This is a genomic window from Parafrankia colletiae (genome assembly GCF_001854655.1).
Lineage (GTDB): Bacteria > Actinomycetota > Actinomycetes > Frankiales > Frankiaceae > Parafrankia > Parafrankia colletiae.
In genome coordinates, this window is the sequence record NZ_MBLM01000058.1 from 170,099 (window position 1) to 188,186 (window position 18,088).

Genomic DNA, 18,088 nt, shown 5'->3' on the forward strand with positions numbered 1-18,088 from the left:
TCACCTGCCCGCCACCCGGCGGTGGATGCGGCGGGTGGCTCAGGTGAGGGAGCGGGCCTGCTCGGCGTCGTACTCGGCCACCGATGCGGAGATCATCGCCGTGCTCTGCTCCTCGGCGGGCCCGCTGCCGCGGAAGGCCTCGACCGCCTCCCGCGTCTCCCAGCGTTCGAAGACGTTGATGCGCCCCGGGTCGGTGAGGTCAGGGGAGATGGCGAAGTCGAGGCACCCCGAGGCACCGCGCGCCTGCCGCACGATCTCGGTACAGCCGGCGAGATAGTGCTCTCGCTGGGCGGGGTCGACGAGGAGCTGCCCGGCCACAATGATCATGATTTCACCCTCCTGGTTGTGAAGGTCGACGACCTGTGAGTGCAGACTCCCCACCGTGCCGGAACTCATCCCTGGCAGGGACGGCGGTGGGCCCGGGGCGCGACTGCCCGGGCTGTCGAGCGGTCGCGGACGGGATCTGTAGACTTTGCCGCGGCCTGAAACGGTGACGAGCGACGGCTGGCAGTCGAGTACGGATCGATCTGCCGGGCGGCGACCGGAACGGAGAGACACGCGCAGTGGCGACAACGAACGACCTGAAGAACGGCATGACGCTCGATATCGACGGGGTGTTGTGGAACGTCGTCGGATTCCAGCACGTCAAGCCGGGCAAGGGCGGGGCGTTCGTCCGGACGACGCTGAAGAACGTGCTGACCGGCAAAGTCGTCGACCGGACCTTCAACGCCGGGATCAAGGTGGACGTCGCGACCGTCGACCGCCGCGAGATGACCTATCTGTACCGGGACGGCGTCGACTTCGTGTTCATGGACAGTGAGTCCTACGACCAGATCCCGGTTCCGCCGGGCGTGGTGGGCGGCGTCGCCGACTACATGCTGGAGAACACGATCGCGACCGTGGCGCTGCACGACGACGCGCCGCTCTACGTGGAGCTCCCGGCCAGCGTCGAGCTGACGATCTCCGAGACCGAGCCCGGCGTCCAGGGCGACCGGTCGACCGGCGGGACGAAGYCGGCGACCCTCGAGACGGGCGCCAGCATCCAGGTGCCGCTGTTCATCACGACCGGCGAGAAGGTCAAGGTGGACACCCGCGACGGGCGTTATCTCGGTCGGGTGACGAGCTGAGCGCCAGGTCCAAGGCGCGGAAACGCGCTCTTGACATTCTGTATGAGGCGGATCTGCGTTCGGTGCGGCCGATGGAGACCCTGGCCGCCCGGCGGGCGCAGTCGGATCCTCCAGTGCCGGACTACGCATCCGACCTGGTCGAGGGTGTGGTCTCGCACCTCGCGGAGATCGACAGCCATATCGCCCGTTTCGCTCAGGGCTGGTCGCTGGACCGGATGCCTCCGGTCGATCGCAACATCCTGCGGATCGCGGTCCTGGAACTGTTCTGGCGTGGTGACGTACCGGATGGCGTCGTGATCGACGAAGCGGTGCGGCTGGCCAAGACCATCTCGACCGACCGTTCACCGGCGTTCGTGAACGGCCTGCTGGCCAGCCTGTTGCAGGAGAAGCCGGCGGCGGGCGGCCCGGCGACCGGGAACGGAAGCGCCCCTGYTCCCGCCGCTGCCGATCCGGTTGACGACGATGACGCCGCGGCCGGCGACGACCGGGATGCGCCCGGCGGTGCGGTGCTGCGGGCGGAGACTGCCGAGGGCTGATCGGCGGGGGGCCCTGACAGGCGGCGCTCTGTAGGCGGGGCCTGCCTGTCGCGCGGTGTCCCGGTACGTCACTGCGGTGACGTACCGGGGTCCCCCCAGAAGAGCTGTGCTGTGCTGGTACGGCGGTGCTGTGCTGGTTGGGCAGTGGTGCTGCGCAGCGGAGCTGTCCCGGTGGGCCGGCTGCTCCTGGTGCGTCGGGCGCGGGCCTAGGCGTCCGAGGCGGCGGGCTCGCTGCCCTGCTCGGGCGAGAGCACACCCCAGGACACGAGCTGCTCGGTGAGCTTGCTCGGGGACGTGTCGTAGATCACCGCGAGGGACCGCAGGTCCTCGTAGCGGATGGAGAGCACGCGCCCGTTGTAGTCGCCGCGCTGGCTCTGGATCGTGGCCGCGTACCGCGCAAGCGGGCCGCCCTGCTCCTTCGGGACCTGCGCGAGGCGCTCGAGGTCGAGCACGATGCGCGGCGACTGCTCGAGAGGAGCGACGGTCGAGCCTTCGGGAAGGAGCTCACCGACCGGTACGCCGTAGAACTCGGCCAGCTCGGAGAGCCGCTGGACGGTGACGGCGCGGTCACCCCGCTCGTAGGAGCCCACCACGACGGCCTTCCACCGACCGTGCGACTTCTCCTCGACGCCATGGAGCGAGAGCCCCTGCTGGGTGCGTATCGCGCGCAGCCGAGCACCGAGCGCCTTCGCATAGTCGGACATCGAAGTGCCCACTCCTGTCGTGGTCGATCACTTGGAACCGGGGCTCGTGCCGCCGGCGGTTACCGATAGTAGTGCCCGCCAGGTTGCGACTCGACACCCGGGGGGTCGTGTCGCCTCTTTCTTTGTACCACTTTCTGTAGCCTCCCGGTTGCGGCTGGCATTAGCGCCGTCGGCACTTCCTGGCTGAAGAGCGAACGGGCGCGCGCCGTCTAACTACGGTGACGTGTAGTGACGATTGGCGTCCTCGGTGTGCGGAGCATCGTGATTCGAGTCACTCTCGGCGACGGTTGTCGGTGACCGACAGATGTCGAGGACGAACCCGTCCGTATTGGGACGACGTCCGCCGGTGCCGCGGCCCTCAGGCCTTCCTGACCCGCTTCGCGGCCCCTGACCTGGCTGGTACCGTCGCGTTGACCGCTCCTTTAAGGACCGTCCCGTGAGGCGGGGAAGGAGGGACACCTCGTGGCTGCGGCTGCGCAAGGCGACCCTGCCCGGAACACGTCCGGGCGACCGACGGGGAAGGCAACCCGCCCCCGGGATCAGGTCCACACCGACCTGAGCGGCGCACCTGTCGCAACCGGCGCACCCGTCGCAACCGACCGGCCCGGTGACAGTGAGCAGCCGGGCGCCATCCGCACCGTGCTTTCCGCCGCCGACATGAACCGTGTGGTCAGCCGGATGGCCCATCAGGTGCTGGAGAAGACCTCCGGCGGTGACGGAGTGGTGCTGCTCGGCATCCCGACGCGGGGCGTGCCCCTCGCTCACCGGCTTGCCCGCCGGGTCGCCGACGTCGAGGGCGTGAGCCTYCCCGCCGGTTCGCTGGATCCGACGATGTACCGGGACGACCTCCGGCTGCGGGGCGTGCGCCCTCTGGAGGTGACCGAGATCCCCGACTGCGGGGTGGACGGGATGGTCGTCATTCTTGTTGACGACGTCCTCTATTCCGGCCGCACCGTGCGGGCTGCGCTCGATGCACTCTCCGCCTACGGAAGGCCCCGCGCGGTACAGCTTGCCGTCCTCGTCGACCGGGGCCACCGCGAGCTGCCCATCCGCGCCGACTACGTGGGGAAGAACATGCCCACCTCGCGCCGTGAGTCGGTCGCTGTCCGCCTCCGTGAGGTCGACGGCCTGGACGCCGTGTGCATCGTCTCTCCGGACGCGCCGTGACGGCGCAGGGCGGGGCGTACCCGGGTGCCGGGAGGTGGCTGTGAAACGCCATCTGCTCTCGACCGCCGACCTGGAGCTGGCGGACGCGGTGCTGGTGCTCGACACCGCGGACCGGATGGCGCGGATTGCCGATGCCCCGGTCCGCAAGCTGCCGACGCTGYGTGGCCGGACCGTCGTCAATCTGTTCTTCGAGGATTCCACCCGTACCCGCACGTCCTTCGAGGTAGCCGCCAAGAGACTGTCGGCCGATGTGATCAATTTTTCGGCCCGGGGGTCAAGCGTGTCGAAGGGCGAGAGCCTGAAGGACACGGCGCAGACCCTCGAGGCGATGGGCGCTGACGCGGTGGTCTGCCGGCACCCGGCCAGCGGYGCGCCGCACCGCCTCGCCTCCTGGGTACAGGGCAGCGTCGTGAACGCCGGGGACGGCACGCACGAGCACCCCACCCAGGCCCTGCTGGACGCCTTCACGATCCGCCGCCGGCTCGGCCGCCTCGAGGGCCTGGCCGTCACGATCGTCGGGGACGTCCTGCATTCGCGGGTGGCGCGGTCCAACATCTGGCTGCTGACGACCCTGGGCGCGCACGTCACCGTGGTGGCCCCGCCGACCCTCATCCCGCTGGGCATCTCCGGGTGGCCGGTCGAGGTCTCCTACGATCTCGACGCCGTCCTGCCCAAGAGCGACGTCGTCATGATGCTGCGGGTGCAGCGGGAGCGGATGTCCGCGGCCTTCTTCCCCTCCGAGCGGGAGTACAGCCGCCGGTACGGCCTCGACGCCGACCGTGCGGCGCTGATGCCCGACCACGCCCTGGTCATGCACCCGGGTCCGATGGTCCGCGGGATGGAGATCGCGTCCTCCGTGGCCGACTCGGCGCGCTCGACGGTGGTCGAACAGGTGGCCAACGGGATCAGCGTGCGGATGGCGGTCCTCTACCTGCTGCTGGGCGGCAGCGGCACCGAACGGGAGTCCTCATGACATCGGTGATCGTGCTGCGCGACGTCCGCCCGCTGGGCGGTGACCCCCGCGACCTGGTGCTCGCGCAGGGCGTGGTCGCCGCGGTCGCACCGCCCGGCGGTGGCGAGCTCACCGGCGTGGTGGCGGACGCCGCCGAGGGCGCGGCCAGCGGCACCCGCCGCGGCCCGCTCGTCGTCGATGGCAGGGACCTGATCGCCCTCCCGGGGCTGGTCGACCTGCACACCCATCTGCGGGAACCCGGCCGTGAGGACGCCGAGACCGTCGAGTCGGGCACCCGCGCCGCGGCCCTGGGCGGCTACACCACCGTGTTCGCGATGGCCAACACCGATCCGGTGGCGGACACCGCCGGCGTGGTGGAGCAGGTGTGGCGGCTCGGGCAGGACGCCGGCCACTGCGACGTCCGCCCGGTCGGCGCCGTGACCAGGGGGCTCGCCGGCACCCAGCTCGCCGAACTGGGCGCGATGGCCTCGTCCGCCGCGGCTGTGCGGGTCTTCTCCGACGACGGCCACTGTGTGTCGGACGCCCTGCTCATGCGCCGGGCGCTGGAGTACGTCAAGGCCTTCGGCGGCGTCGTCGCCCAGCATGCGGAGGAGCCGCGGCTCACCGCGGGTGCGCAGATGAACGAGGGTGCGACGGCCGCACGGCTCGGTCTGCCCGGCTGGCCCGCGGTCGCCGAGGAGGCGATCATCGCGCGGGACGCGCTGCTGGCCGGCCATGTCGGGTCGCGCCTGCACATCTGCCACGTGTCGACGGCCGGTTCGGTCGACATCATCCGCTGGGCCAAGGCGAAGGGGTGGCAGGTCACAGCCGAGGTGACCCCRCACCACCTCCTGCTCACCGAGGAACTGGTCACGTCCTACGACCCGGTGTTCAAGGTCAATCCGCCGCTGCGGACGAAAGCCGACACAGAGGCACTGCGTGCCGGCCTGGCGGACGGCACGATCGACTGTGTGGCCACTGATCACGCCCCGCACGCCTCCGAGGACAAAGAGACCGAATGGGCCGCGGCCCGGCCGGGGATGCTCGGTCTGGAGACCGCGCTGTCCGTCGTGATCCAGACGATGGTCGCCACCGGGCACCTCGACTGGGCCGACGTCGCCGAGCGGATGGCCTTCGCGCCGGCGCGGATCGGTGGTGTCACCGACACCGCTCCCGACCCCGCGGGGTTCGCCCAGGTCGGAGCCCCCGCCACACTGACGCTGCTCGACCCGCAGGCGAGTCGCGTCATCGACCCACACGCCCTGGCCAGCCGGAGCGGCAACACGCCGTACCGCGGCCGCAACCTGCCCGGCCTGATCCGGGCGACGTTCCTGCGGGGCCGCCCCACCGTGCTCGACGGGAAGATCGTATGACCTCCTTGCCCCGATCCGTCTTGCCCCGATCCGTCCGTCTGCCTGCGGTCAGCTCAGGCGCCCCGGCCGCGCCGCTCGCCCTCGCCGGGCCGGTCGTCCTCGCCGCCGGCCGGCCGAGCGGGCCGGTGCTGAACCTGCTGCTCGCCGTCGGCCTGCTGCTGATGGCGGTCGCCGTCATCGGCGCGATGCGGCGCGCCTGGCGCGACCGTGACCAGCAGCAGGAGGACGACCTGCCCGACCTGCCCGAGCCGCCGGAGGAGACGGGGAACGTCCTGGCCGCGCCGCTGCGCGGGCGGTACCTCGGCACGGTGGACGCCGGCCGCTGGCGGGAGTGGATCACCGCCCGCGGGCTCGCGGGCAAGGACGGCGACTACATCGCCGTCTACGAGATGGGTGTGCGGGTCGACCGGGACGGGCAGCCGTTCTGGATTCCCCGGGAGGCCGTGCGGGGAGCCCGGCTGGAACGCGGCCACGCCGGCAAGGTCGCAGCACCCAGCCGGCTGATCGTGGTGGCCTGGTCCTTTGAGGGCAGGGAGCTGGAGGCAGGCTTCCGCGGCGAGGACCGCGCCCGCCAGCCGAAGGTGGTTCGCTCCGTCCACGACCTCATCGGTCCGATGCCGACCGCGCCGATGTCCGGTGACATCACCTCGCCGCACGCCGTCCCCCGCCCGCGCGCCCGCCTGCGACCCCGCGTCCCGGCCCCGCCGAGGCCGGCCGCCCCGGCAGGGCGACCGGCTGACGGCGGCGCCGTCCCCTCCGGGGGGCCCGCGACCATGCCGATCCCGGTGAACGGGCGGCAGCCCCGGTGGCGCCGTGGCGACCCGCGACCGGCGGGCATCCCGGTCGGCGGTCCGCACGGCGGGGCGCCCGCCGGCCCCACGGCCCGTTCGGACGAGTCGGGCCTCCCGGTGCCGGCGGCCGCCTCCACCCACGAACTGGAGCAGACCACCGGCATTCGCCGGACGGGCTCGTTCGTGGTGAGCCCGCGCGGCGGGGAAGCCCGGGACACCGGGGCTCACGAGGTGGACCACCGCAGCACCGGAGCGCACGCCCCGGCGCCTTTCGTCACCGGTGCCTACCCGACCGGCGGCCACTCGACGGGTGGCCACTCCACAGGCGGCCATCCGGCAGCGGGGCATCCGACCGGCGGCTATGAGACCGGCGCCCTCGAGGCCGGCTCGCACGGCACCGGCTCGCACGGCACCGGCGCGTACACCACCGGCGCGTACACCACCGGCGCGTACAGCACCGGTTCCTCCAGCACCAATGGTTACGAGACCGGTTCCCGCCGCACGGGTGGTTACGACACGGGTGGTTACGACACGGGTTCCCACACCACCGGCGCCTACAGCGCGGGCACTCGTGCGACCGGGGCAGGGACCGGGGCCACGGGCGGATACGACATCGGCGTCGGTACCGGTGCGCACCTCGCAGGCGCCTACGAGACCGGTGCACATCCCACCGGCGGGTATCCCACCGGTGCCTACGACACGGGTGCGTACAGCACGGGTGCCCACGACACGGTCGGGCGGGGCGCCACGGTCCACGGCGGCGGGCCGTCGGGCACGGGTGCCTACGATGTGGCCGCGTTTCCGGAGCGGGAGGCCTATCCCGGGACGGCGGAAGCCGGGTACCAGGGTGACCAGGCGGCGTCCGGCGCGCACCATCCGTGGCCGGTGGTTCCGGTCGCAGGCCGGTCCCGCGACGAGGATGTACACAGGTTCGCCCTGCCACCCGGCGAGCGCGGGCCGGGTTGGGAGGGGCGCCGATGACGGCACGGCCCGGCCCGGGAGATCAGCGACACGATGAAGGTCGAGGGCGGCTCCGGGGCAGCGCGCTGCGCCCCGTCGGCAGCCGCCGACCCGGCGGGCGACACGGCGGGCAGGACAGTGGGGCCGGGCCGATGGCCAGGCCCGGCAGGCACCTGGCGGACGGCCAGGCGGCAGGGATCATCAGGGCGGGAGTGGGCCGGTGAGCGGCTTGGACAGGCAGCCTGCGCCGCTGGAGCGCGAGCGGCCGGGGCCGGGCGCGACCCGGCGGGCGGTGCTCATGCTGGAGGACGGCAGGAGCTTCGCGGGTGAGGCGTTCGGGTCGGTCGGCGAGGCTTTCGGTGAGGCTGTCTTCTCAACCGGGATGACCGGCTACCAGGAGACGATCACCGATCCGTCGTTCCACCGGCAGATCGTGATCATGACGGCGCCGCACATCGGCAACACCGGTGTGAACGACACCGACTACGAGTCGGAGCGCATCCAGGTGTCCGGCTTCGTGGTCCGTGACCCGAGCCGGATCGCGTCGAGCTGGCGGGCCCAGCGCACCCTCGACGAGGAGCTGGAGAACGCCGGCGTCGTCGGCATCAGCGGGCTCGACACCCGTGCACTCACCCGGCACCTGCGTGAGCGCGGCGCGATGCGGTGCGGGATCAGCAGCGCCGACACGGATCTGGACTCGTTGCTCGAGCGGGTGCAGGCGTCGCCCGGCATGGTCGGCGCTGACCTGGCGCCCGAGGTCAGCACGGCTGAGCCGTATGTCGTCGAGGCGCGGTCCGGGCTGCCGATCTACCGGGTCGCGGCGCTCGACCTGGGCATCAAGCGGAACACGCCGCTGTCCATGGCGGAGCTCGGCTGCGAGGTGCACGTCCTGCCGGCCCGCAGCACCGCCGCGGACCTGCTGGCCCTCGCGCCGGACGGTGTCTTCCTCTCCAACGGGCCGGGCGACCCGGCGAGCGCCGACTACGCGGTGGAGACGCTGACCGGTGTGCTCGACGCGGGCGTTCCGGTCTTCGGGATCTGCTTCGGCAACCAGGTGCTCGCCCGCACGCTGGGCTTCGAGACCTACAAGCTGACCTACGGGCACCGGGGCATCAACCAGCCGGTCGCCGACACCCGGTCCGGTCGGATCGCGGTGACCAGCCACAACCACGGCTTCGCGGTCCGCGCGCCGCTGACCGGTCTCAGCGAGACGCCCTACGGGCGGGTCGCGGTGAGCCATGTCGCTCTCAACGATGACGTGGTCGAGGGGCTGACCTGCCTGGACGTGCCGGCGTTCAGTGTCCAGTTCCATCCCGAGGCGGCGCCTGGCCCGCACGACGCCCAGGGACTGTTCGACCGGTTCTGTGGCCTGATGGCGGCCAACCGGCAGATGCGGGGGGACGGCTGATGCCCAGGCGCGAGGACCTGCGGTCCGTGCTGGTGATCGGGTCGGGGCCGATCGTCATCGGCCAGGCGTGCGAGTTCGACTACTCCGGTACCCAGGCCTGCCGGGTGCTGCGGGCCGAGGGTCTGCGGGTGATCCTGGTCAACAGCAACCCCGCGACGATCATGACTGATCCGGAGATCGCCGACGCCACCTATGTCGAGCCGATCACGCCGGAGATCGTGACGAAGATCATCGAACGGGAGCGGCCGGACGCCATTCTGGCGACCATGGGCGGCCAGACCGCACTGAACACCGCGGTCGCGCTGCATGACGCCGGGGTGCTGGAGCGTTTCGGGGTGCGCCTGATCGGCGCGAACATCGACGCGATCCGCTCCGGCGAGGACCGGCAGGCGTTCAAGGACATCGTCGCCTCGGTGGACGGCGAGACCGCACGCAGCGCGATCTGCACCACGGTCGAGGCCTGCCTGGCCGCGGCCGAGGAGTTCTCGTACCCGGTCGTCGTCCGGCCGAGCTACACCCTCGGCGGCGCCGGCAGCGGCTTCGCGCATGATGTCGACGAGCTGCGGCGGATGGCGGCGGACGGCCTGACAGCCAGCCCCACCACCGAGGTGCTGGTCGAGGAGTCCRTGCTCGGCTGGAAGGAGTTCGAGCTCGAGCTCATGCGCGACCGTGCCGACAACGTGGTCGTCGTCTGCTCGATCGAGAACATCGACCCGATGGGTGTGCACACCGGCGACTCGGTGACCGTCGCCCCGGCGATGACCCTCACCGACCGCGAGTACCAGCGCATGCGCGACATGTCGATCGCGGTCATGCGCGCCGTCGGCGTGGATGCCGGCGGCTGCAACATCCAGTTCGCTGTCGACCCGGCCACCGGGCGCCTCGTCGTGATCGAGATGAACCCGCGGGTCTCCCGGTCCTCCGCGCTGGCATCCAAGGCGACGGGATTCCCCATCGCCAAGATCTCGGCGAAGCTGGCGCTGGGCTACACCCTCGACGAGATTCCCAACGACATCACCCGCACCACCCCGGCAGCCTTCGAGCCGACCCTGGACTACGTGGTCGTGAAGGTGCCGCGCTTCGCCTTCGAGAAGTTCCCCGGGGCGGACACGACGCTGACCACGACCATGAAGTCCGTCGGCGAGGCGATGGGGGTCGGCCGCAGCTTCGCCGAGGCACTGCAGAAGGCGCTGCGGTCGATGGAACAGGCCGACCTCGCGTTCACCTTCACCCCGCCGGCGGTCGGCGCCGACGAGCTGCTCGCCGCGGCCCGCGTGCCGCACGACGGGCGGCTGCGCACGGTCCAGCAGGCGCTGCTGGCCGGTGCCGAGCCCGCCGCGGTCACCGCGGAGACCGGCATCGACCCGTGGTTCGTGGACCAGATCGTCTTCCTCAACGAGATCGCCGCCTCGCTGACGCGCAATCCGGAGGGGATCCGCCGCGCCAAGCGGGCCGGGTTCTCCGACGCCCAGCTCGCGGACATCCTCGGCACGAAGGAGGACGTCGTCCGGTCGTTCCGCCACCGGGCGGGCATCCGTCCCGTCTACAAGACGGTTGACACCTGCGGCGCCGAGTTCGCCTCGGAGACCCCGTACCACTACTCGTCCTATGACACCGAGACCGAGGTCGCGCCCAGCGACCGCCCGCGGGTGATCGTGCTGGGCAGCGGCCCGAACCGGATCGGTCAGGGCATCGAGTTCGACTACGCCTGCTGCCACGCGGTGATGGCGCTCTCCGCCGCCGGCTACGAGGCGGTGATGGTCAACTGCAACCCGGAGACCGTCTCGACCGACTACGACACCGCGGACCGGCTGTACGTCGAGCCGCTGACCGTCGAGGACGTCCTGGAGGTCGTGCACGCCGAGTCGCAGGCCGGGCCGCTCGCCGGGGTGATCGTCTCGCTGGGCGGGCAGACCCCGCTGGGCATCGCCGCCGCGCTCGCCGCCGCGGGTGTCCCGGTCGTCGGCACCCCGCCGAAGGCGATCCACCTCGCCGAGGACCGTGGGCAGTTCGGCCAGGTCCTGGAGGCGGCGAACCTGCCCTCGCCACCGCACGGCGTGGCCACCTCGTACGCAGAGGCCCGGACGGTCGCCGACCGGATCGGCTATCCGGTGCTGGTGCGGCCGTCCTACGTGCTGGGCGGGCGCGGCATGGAGATCGTCTACGACGACGCGATGCTGCGCGACTACATCGAACGGGCGACCAAGATCTCGCCGGAGCACCCGGTCCTGGTCGACCGCTTCCTCGACGACGCGATCGAGATCGATGTCGACGCCCTGTACGACGGCTCGGAGCTCTACCTCGCCGGCGTGATGGAGCACATCGAGGAGGCCGGCGTGCACTCCGGTGACTCCGCCTGCGCGCTGCCACCGATCACCCTCGGGCGGTCCGAGCTGGACCGGATCCGCGAGTCGACCCGCCTGATCGCCGAGGGCGTGGGCGTGCGCGGTCTGCTCAACGTCCAGTACGCACTGCAGTCGGACGTCCTGTACGTCCTGGAGGCCAACCCGCGGGCCTCGCGCACCGTGCCGTTCGTCTCGAAGGCGACGGCGGTGCCGCTGGCGAAGGCCGCGGCCCGGGTGATGCTCGGTGCCACCGTGCCCGAGCTGCGAGCCGAGGGCCTGCTGCCGGCCTACGGCGACGGCGGGACGCTGCCGCTGGACTCGCACATCTCCGTCAAGGAGGCGGTGCTGCCCTTCGGTCGGTTCCGCGACGCCGGCGGCCGCGGTGTGGACACCGTGCTCGGCCCGGAGATGCGGTCCACCGGTGAGGTGATGGGGATCGACGACGCCTTCGGTACGGCCTACGCCAAGTCGCAGTCGGCTGCCTATGCCTCGCTGCCGACGTTCGGACGGGTCTTCGTCTCGGTCGCAAACCGCGACAAGCGCGCGATGATCTTCCCGATCAAGCGCCTGGCGGATCTCGGGTTCGTTGTCTACGCGACAGCCGGGACGGCCGACGTCCTCCGGCGCAACGGGGTCAAGGCTGTGGTCCTGGGCAAGCATCGGGCTCCCAGCGATAACCTCGTCGACTGCGTTGAAATGATCATGTCTGGTCAGATCGATCTGGTCATCAACACCCCGTGGGGTGTCGGGCCGCGGCTGGACGGCTACGAGATCCGTACCGCCTGCGTCAGCGCCGGGGTGCCCTGCATCACGACGATCCAGGCGGCCGGGGCGTGCGTGCAGGGTATCGAGTCCCTCGTCCGGGGTGAACTCGGGGTGCGGCCGCTGCAGGAGTACCACACAGCACTTCGGTCGGCCTGGGGCTCCGTGCCCGACGACCCGTCCGGAGCGACAGCGGCGACCGCGTCGGAGCGGTGAGGGTGGCGGCCCGATGACTGCGTCGACACCCGGCGGGCCGGCTGGGCCGGCTGCCGCGGCAGCCCGGCCCGCCACTGCCACCACTTCCGGGCTGCTGTCCGGCCCGGCGGAGCGCCCGTGGGTGCCGCCGGCAGGCCGGCCGCCGATCGCTGTCGCGCTGGACGCCCCGGACGGTGCGACCGCGCTGCAGTGGGCACGCGCGGTCGCACCGCACGCCGCCGTCCTGAAGGTCGGGCTGGAGCTGTTCCTCCGTGCGGGTGCCGCGGTGGTGACTGCGCTGCGTGACGAAGGACTGCTTGCGCCGGGTGGTCGCCCGGCCGTCGGAGTGCCCTCGAACCCGGCATTTCCGCTCACTGACGGTGACCAGGAGGTCGGGGCGGCGCCCGAGCTCTTCCTGGATCTCAAGCTCCATGACATCCCGGCGACGGTGGCCGGAGGGATGCGGTCGCTGGCCGTCCTGGGGCCCCGTTTCGTGACGGTGCACGCCGCCGGCGGCGCGGCGATGGTGCGCGCCGCCGTCGACGCGGCGCCCGAGGTTCACGTCACCGCGGTCACGGTTCTGACCTCTCTCGACGACCGCGCGCTCGCCGCGACCGGGCTGTCCGGACCGCCGTCGGACGCCGTCCGCAGGCTTGCCGTGCTCGCTGTGGAGGCTGGCGCGAGGGCGATCGTCTGCAGCCCGAAAGAGGTCTCCATGGTCCGCGCGGAGCTCGGCGAAACTGTGACTCTCATCACACCTGGAGTGCGTCCAGAGGGTGCGGAGCGGGCCGATCAGGCCCGAGTCGCCACCCCGGAACGGGCACTCTCGGACGGTTCGGATCTTCTCGTCATCGGTCGCCCGATCACCTCCGCGGTCGATCCGGCCGTGGCCGCCGCCACACTCGCCACCAGGGTTACTCCACTCCGGTAGGCCGTTGACCTGCGAAAACGCCAGTAGGTGCAGGTCCGGGGCACTCTTGGTGTCCGCGGGCCGGTACGGTGGGGCCGCCAAGGACCGAATGCGTCCGGCGCATGCGACGCAGGTCATTCATCCAGTCAAAGGCTGTGTCTTGTGGGGACAATGCTTCGTGACCCCGTGATGCGGCTCGGCTGGACCGAGGAGCCTCTTCCTCGCTAGTTTGCGCGGCGCGATCACCACATTGAGGAGGCGTACCCGTGACCCTGCCGCCCCTGACGCCCGAGCAGAGGGCCGCCGCCCTCGAGAAAGCTGCGCTGGCTCGTAAGCAGCGCGCCGAACTCAAGGAGCGGTTGAAGAAGGGGGAGATCAGTCTTGCCGCCGTTCTCGAGCTGGCGGATGGCGATGAGGTCGTCGGCAAGATGAAGGTTTCCGCGGTTCTGGAGTCGCTTCCCGGAGTGGGCCGTGTTCGGGCCCAGAAGATCCGGGAGCGACTTGGTATCAGCCCGACCCGCCGTCTGCGCGGGCTCGGGGCCAAGCAGCGTGCCGCACTCCTGGAGGAGTTCGGTGCCGGCGCCTGAGTGAGGCGGGAGCGTTACGTGACGCATAGCCGTTGCCGGGATCACCGGTAACGGCCCGTGACGGGAGTCGCCTGAAGGTGTTGATGCCGCGAGGTGTCGACACGTTCCGGTGCCGTGACCGTTCATTGCGTCGCCGAATCGCTTCAGTCACTCAATCGCCGGCCGGATGCGACAAGTTCACATCGAATGCTGGGACCAAAGTCCCGGACATCCCGATGGCGAACCGCATCCGTTTGGTGCGCGGTCGGGCGTCCTCCGTCGGACGGCCGACCGGGATCTCATTGGGGTCCCGCATACCACCCAGGTGAGTGCGGGAACCCGTAGTTAGATGGCATCTTGATGACGATCCTCCGTTGACTGACGGCGGGACCGGCACGGATGCCGCGGCGCGCGGGACCGGCCGCGGTCGGGGGGCAGGCGCGCCCACGGCCGGACCTGCGTGGCTCCGCTGGCGGGCTCTAAGGTGTCGCAATGGGACTGACCGTGTTGTCGGGGCCGTCCGGCGTCGGAAAGGGAACGATCGTCGCGGCTGTCCGTCGGCTCCACCCCGAGGTCTGGGTGTCTGTCAGCGTGACCACACGGGCGCCGCGCCCGGGCGAGACCGACGGCGTCGAGTACCACTTCGTCGATGCCGAGGAGTTCGCCCACATGGTCAAGGTGGGCGACTTCGTCGAGCACGCGATGTTCGCCGGGCACGCCTACGGCACGCCCCGGGGGCCGCTGGAGGAACGGGTCGCGGCAGGCGCGCCCTGCCTGCTGGAGATCGAGCTGCAGGGCGCACGCCAGGTCCGTTCGTCCATGCCGCAGGCCAGATTCGTCTTCCTGGCCCCACCCACGTGGGACGAGCTTGTCCGCCGTCTCACCGGGCGGGGCACCGAGAGCGACGAGGTGATCCGGCGCCGCCTCGACCGTGCCCGGATCGAGCTGGCTGCCGAGACGGAGTTCGACGAGGTCATCGTCAACGACGATGTGACGGCTGCCGCGGCGAGGTTGGTACGCTTGATGACTGCGTGACCAGCAGGGCCCGGCCCGTGCCATCGGTACGGGCTGTTCATGGCGCGGCCGGCGCCGCGCCACCGCGCCCCACCCCGGAAGGACACCGTGTCCGGTACCGTCGCCCAGCCTGAGGGCATCACCAACCCGCCGATCGACGAGCTGCTCGAGGCCACCGACTCCAAGTACAGCCTCGTGATCTACGCAGCGAAGCGGGCGCGCCAGATCAACGCCTACTACTCCCAGCTGGGCGAGGGCCTCCTGGAGTACGTCGGCCCGCTGGTCGAGACGACGAGCGCACAGGAGAAGCCGCTGTCGATCGCGCTCCGCGAGATCAACTCCGGTCTCCTCACCCACGAGACCATCACCGATCCGCTGCCCCCGGTCTCCTGAGCCGGCCGGCCCGCGGGTGTTTCGCGTGACGCGCGGTGCCGGGGCTGCCGGGGCGCGGGCGGTCGCCCTCGATGGGTGACGACGCGAGCGGTCCGGGCCCGGCAGCACCACGGCCGGCAGCACCACGGGTGGCGCAGGTGCCACCGTCGGCCGGGCCCGTCCGTCGGCCCCGGGTCGTCCTCGGGGTGTCGGGGGGCATCGCCTCGTACAAGGCCGTCGAGGTCCTGCGGCAGCTCACCGAGACCGGCCACCAGGTCCGGGTCGTGCCGACCGCGGCCGCGCTGCGGTTCGTCGGAGAGGTGACCTGGGCGGCGCTGTCGGGTCAGCCGGTGGCCACCGACCTGTTCACCGACGCGGAGGATGTGGCCCACGTCCGGATCGGCCGGGAGGCCGACCTCGTCCTGGTCGTGCCGGCCACCGCGGACCTGATGGCCCGGGCCGCTGCCGGCCGCGCAGACGATCTGCTCACCGGCACCCTGCTCACCGCCACCTGCCCGGTGGTCTTCGCGCCGGCCATGCACACCGAGATGTGGCTGCACCCGGCGACCCGCGCGAACGTCGCGCTGCTGCGGGAGCGGGGCGCGATCGTCGTGGAGCCGGCCGTCGGCCGGCTCACCGGCGCTGACTCCGGGCCGGGCCGACTACCCGAACCCGTCGAGATCGCGGCGGTCGCACGGGCGGTGCTGGCCCGGGGGAGCGAAGGAGTACGGCCGGATCTCGCCGGCCGGCACGTGCTGGTCACCGCGGGCGGCACCCGCGAGTACCTCGACCCGGTCCGCTTTCTGGGCAACGCGTCCAGTGGGCGGCAGGGCTACGCGCTGGCCCGAGCCGCCGTGGCCCGTGGGGCCGCGGTCACCCTCGTCGCGGCCAACGTCGCGCTCCCGGACGTCGCCGGCGCGGCCATCCTGCGGGTGGGTTCCGCCGCCCAGCTCCGGGCCGCCGTCCACGAGCAGGCTCCCGCCGCCGACGTGGTGATCATGGCGGCGGCGGTGGCGGACTTCCGGCCGGAGACGGAACACCAGTACAAGATCAAGAAGGAGTCCGGTGCCCCGGAGAGCATCCCGCTGACCAGGAATCCCGATGTCCTCGCCGAGCTCGTCGGGAGCCGTCGGCCCGGCCAGGTGCTGGTGGGCTTCGCCGCCGAGACCGGCGGCCCCGACGCCGGGGTGCTGGACCTGGCCCGGGCGAAGCTGGCCCGCAAGCCGGTGGACCTGCTGGTGGTCAACCAGGTGGGCGCCGGGCTCGGGTTCGAGGTGGAGCAGAACAGCGCGGTGCTCCTCGACCGGGCGGGAGGCACCACCGAGATTCCGCTGACGAGCAAGGATCTCCTCGCGCACCGGGTGCTCGACCGGGTGGCGGGCCTCCTCGGGGCGTCCGGCTGAATGCGTGGTCCGGGCGGTGCACCGGCCACTGAGTGAGGCTCGGTAAACTGCGTCGGTATCAGTCCTGATCTCCCAGGGGGTAGTCCAGTGGCGACGCGCCTTTTCACGTCCGAGTCCGTCACGGAGGGGCACCCGGACAAGATCGCTGACCAGATCAGCGATTCCATTCTCGATGCGATGCTCAAGGACGACCCGAAGAGCCGGGTCGCCGTGGAGACACTGATCACGACCGGTCAGGTGCACGTCGCCGGTGAGGTGACCACCAAGACCTACGTCGACATCGCCTCGGTGGTCCGTGAGCGGATCCTGGAGATCGGCTACGACTCCTCGAAGAAGGGCTTCGACGGCGCTTCCTGCGGTGTGAGCGTCTCCATCGGCGCCCAGTCACCCGACATCGCCCAGGGCGTCGACACGGCGCACGAGGCCCGCGTCGAGGGCACCGAGGACGACCTCGACCGCCAGGGCGCCGGTGACCAGGGCCTGATGTTCGGTTTCGCCTGTGACGAGACCCCCGAGCTGATGCCGCTGCCGATCGCGCTGGCGCACCGCCTCGCCCGCCGGCTGTCCGCCGTCCGCAAGGACGGGCAGGTCGGCTACCTGCGGCCGGACGGCAAGACCCAGGTCACCATCGAGTACGACGACGGCAAGCCGGTCCGGCTCGACACGGTCGTGGTCTCCTCACAGCACGCGGCCGACATCGACCTCGACACGCTGCTCGCGCCCGACGTGGCCGAGTACGTCGTCGAGCCCGAGCTGGCCCTGCTCGAGATCTCCACCGAGGGCCGCCGCCTGCTGGTGAACCCGACCGGCCGGTTCGAGATCGGTGGCCCGATGGGTGACGCCGGCCTCACCGGACGCAAGATCATCGTCGACACGTACGGCGGCTACGCCCGGCACGGCGGCGGCGCCTTCTCCGGCAAGGACCCGTCCAAGGTCGACCGCTCGGCCGCCTACGCGATGCGCTGGGTCGCGAAGAACGTCGTGGCCGCTGGCCTGGCCAGCCGGTGTGAGGTGCAGGTCGCCTACGCGATCGGGAAGGCGCACCCGGTGGGCCTGTTCGTGGAGACCTTCGGGACGGGCACGGTGCCCGACGCCCAGATCCAGGACGCCGTGACCCAGGTCTTCGACCTCCGTCCGGCCGCGATCGTGCGTGACCTCGACCTGCTGCGCCCGATCTACGCGCAGACGGCGGCGTACGGTCACTTCGGCCGTCCCGAGCTCGACTTCACCTGGGAGTCCACCTCCCGCGCGGATTCCCTCGCGGCGGCTGTCCGGGGCTGAGCCCGGCGGCACCTGCCGCACGTCCCCGGGGCCGGCCGCTGAGCCAGCCCCGGGGGGGAGTGACACACCAGCGGTCGCTCTGCCGTCCCGGACAGCACACGAGACGCCTCGCATCCTGTCCGGGATGGCAGTGCGACCGCTGTCGTTGTGACGTCGGGTGGAGACGGCCGGTGATGCTCCGTGGCCGTTCGGTGATCCGCCGCGAGGCGGGGCGCCACCGTG

General features: G+C 71.4%; 16 protein-coding genes. 14 read left to right on the forward strand and 2 right to left on the reverse strand.

The window, feature by feature from the left end; translation table 11 throughout:
- Positions 1–39 precede the first annotated feature (39 nt).
- Positions 40–327, reverse strand: a complete 288-nt coding sequence (locus CC117_RS08765) for a putative quinol monooxygenase (protein WP_071083290.1) — start codon at positions 325–327, stop codon at positions 40–42.
- Positions 328–563: 236 nt separating this feature from the next.
- Between CC117_RS08765 and efp the strand changes: the two genes are divergently transcribed.
- Entirely contained in the window at positions 564–1,127 is a 564-nt protein-coding gene (gene efp, locus CC117_RS08770) for an elongation factor P (RefSeq protein WP_071083246.1), read from the forward strand.
- Positions 1,124–1,663 (forward strand): transcription antitermination factor NusB, encoded by a 540-nt coding sequence (gene nusB, locus CC117_RS08775; RefSeq protein ID WP_256385363.1) that lies wholly within the window; start codon positions 1,124–1,126, stop codon positions 1,661–1,663. Before efp ends, nusB begins: the two co-directional genes overlap by 4 nt.
- 206 nt (positions 1,664–1,869) lie before the next feature.
- On the opposite strand, the gene bldD is transcribed toward nusB, so the two are convergent.
- A complete protein-coding gene (gene bldD, locus CC117_RS08780) occupies positions 1,870–2,367 on the reverse strand; it encodes a transcriptional regulator BldD (RefSeq protein WP_006540108.1) in 498 nt (165 codons plus the stop codon).
- Between the two features lie 462 nt (positions 2,368–2,829).
- Between bldD and pyrR the strand changes: the two genes are divergently transcribed.
- The 12 genes from pyrR (at position 2,830) to metK (ending at position 17,866) form a co-directional block, all read left to right on the forward strand.
- Positions 2,830–3,534 (forward strand): bifunctional pyr operon transcriptional regulator/uracil phosphoribosyltransferase PyrR, encoded by a 705-nt coding sequence (gene pyrR / locus CC117_RS08785; protein ID WP_071083248.1) that lies wholly within the window; start codon positions 2,830–2,832, stop codon positions 3,532–3,534.
- 40 nt (positions 3,535–3,574) lie between these two features.
- Positions 3,575–4,507, forward strand: a complete 933-nt coding sequence (locus tag CC117_RS08790; RefSeq protein ID WP_071083249.1) for an aspartate carbamoyltransferase catalytic subunit — start codon at positions 3,575–3,577, stop codon at positions 4,505–4,507.
- The gene (locus tag CC117_RS08795) at positions 4,504–5,859 is read left to right on the forward strand and encodes a dihydroorotase (RefSeq protein WP_071083250.1); all 1,356 of its coding nucleotides are present in this window, start codon (positions 4,504–4,506) and stop codon (positions 5,857–5,859) included. Before CC117_RS08790 ends, CC117_RS08795 begins: the two co-directional genes overlap by 4 nt.
- A gap of 20 nt (positions 5,860–5,879) precedes the next feature.
- Positions 5,880–7,631: a PH-like domain-containing protein gene (locus tag CC117_RS08800; RefSeq protein ID WP_241829946.1), complete on the forward strand. Its 1,752-nt coding sequence runs from the start codon at positions 5,880–5,882 to the stop codon at positions 7,629–7,631.
- A gap of 199 nt (positions 7,632–7,830) precedes the next feature.
- On the forward strand, positions 7,831–9,018 hold the full coding sequence (gene carA, locus CC117_RS08805; RefSeq protein ID WP_071083252.1) for a glutamine-hydrolyzing carbamoyl-phosphate synthase small subunit: 1,188 nt from the start codon (positions 7,831–7,833) through the stop codon (positions 9,016–9,018).
- The gene (gene carB / locus CC117_RS08810; RefSeq protein ID WP_071083253.1) at positions 9,018–12,341 is read left to right on the forward strand and encodes a carbamoyl-phosphate synthase large subunit; all 3,324 of its coding nucleotides are present in this window, start codon (positions 9,018–9,020) and stop codon (positions 12,339–12,341) included. Before carA ends, carB begins: the two co-directional genes overlap by 1 nt.
- 91 nt (positions 12,342–12,432) lie before the next feature.
- On the forward strand, positions 12,433–13,251 hold the full coding sequence (gene pyrF, locus CC117_RS08815) for an orotidine-5'-phosphate decarboxylase (protein WP_071083291.1): 819 nt from the start codon (positions 12,433–12,435) through the stop codon (positions 13,249–13,251).
- A 245-nt stretch (positions 13,252–13,496) separates the two neighbouring features.
- Positions 13,497–13,817 (forward strand): integration host factor, actinobacterial type, encoded by a 321-nt coding sequence (gene mihF / locus CC117_RS08820; RefSeq protein ID WP_006540116.1) that lies wholly within the window; start codon positions 13,497–13,499, stop codon positions 13,815–13,817.
- A gap of 471 nt (positions 13,818–14,288) precedes the next feature.
- Positions 14,289–14,831, forward strand: a complete 543-nt coding sequence (gene gmk, locus CC117_RS08825; RefSeq protein ID WP_018635594.1) for a guanylate kinase — start codon at positions 14,289–14,291, stop codon at positions 14,829–14,831.
- 87 nt (positions 14,832–14,918) lie between these two features.
- A complete protein-coding gene (rpoZ, locus tag CC117_RS08830) occupies positions 14,919–15,203 on the forward strand; it encodes a DNA-directed RNA polymerase subunit omega (protein ID WP_018503033.1) in 285 nt (94 codons plus the stop codon).
- A 71-nt stretch (positions 15,204–15,274) separates the two neighbouring features.
- Positions 15,275–16,585 (forward strand): bifunctional phosphopantothenoylcysteine decarboxylase/phosphopantothenate--cysteine ligase CoaBC, encoded by a 1,311-nt coding sequence (coaBC, locus tag CC117_RS08835; protein WP_241829947.1) that lies wholly within the window; start codon positions 15,275–15,277, stop codon positions 16,583–16,585.
- 87 nt (positions 16,586–16,672) lie between these two features.
- Entirely contained in the window at positions 16,673–17,866 is a 1,194-nt protein-coding gene (gene metK / locus CC117_RS08840) for a methionine adenosyltransferase (RefSeq protein ID WP_018635596.1), read from the forward strand.
- Positions 17,867–18,088: the final 222 nt, after the last annotated feature.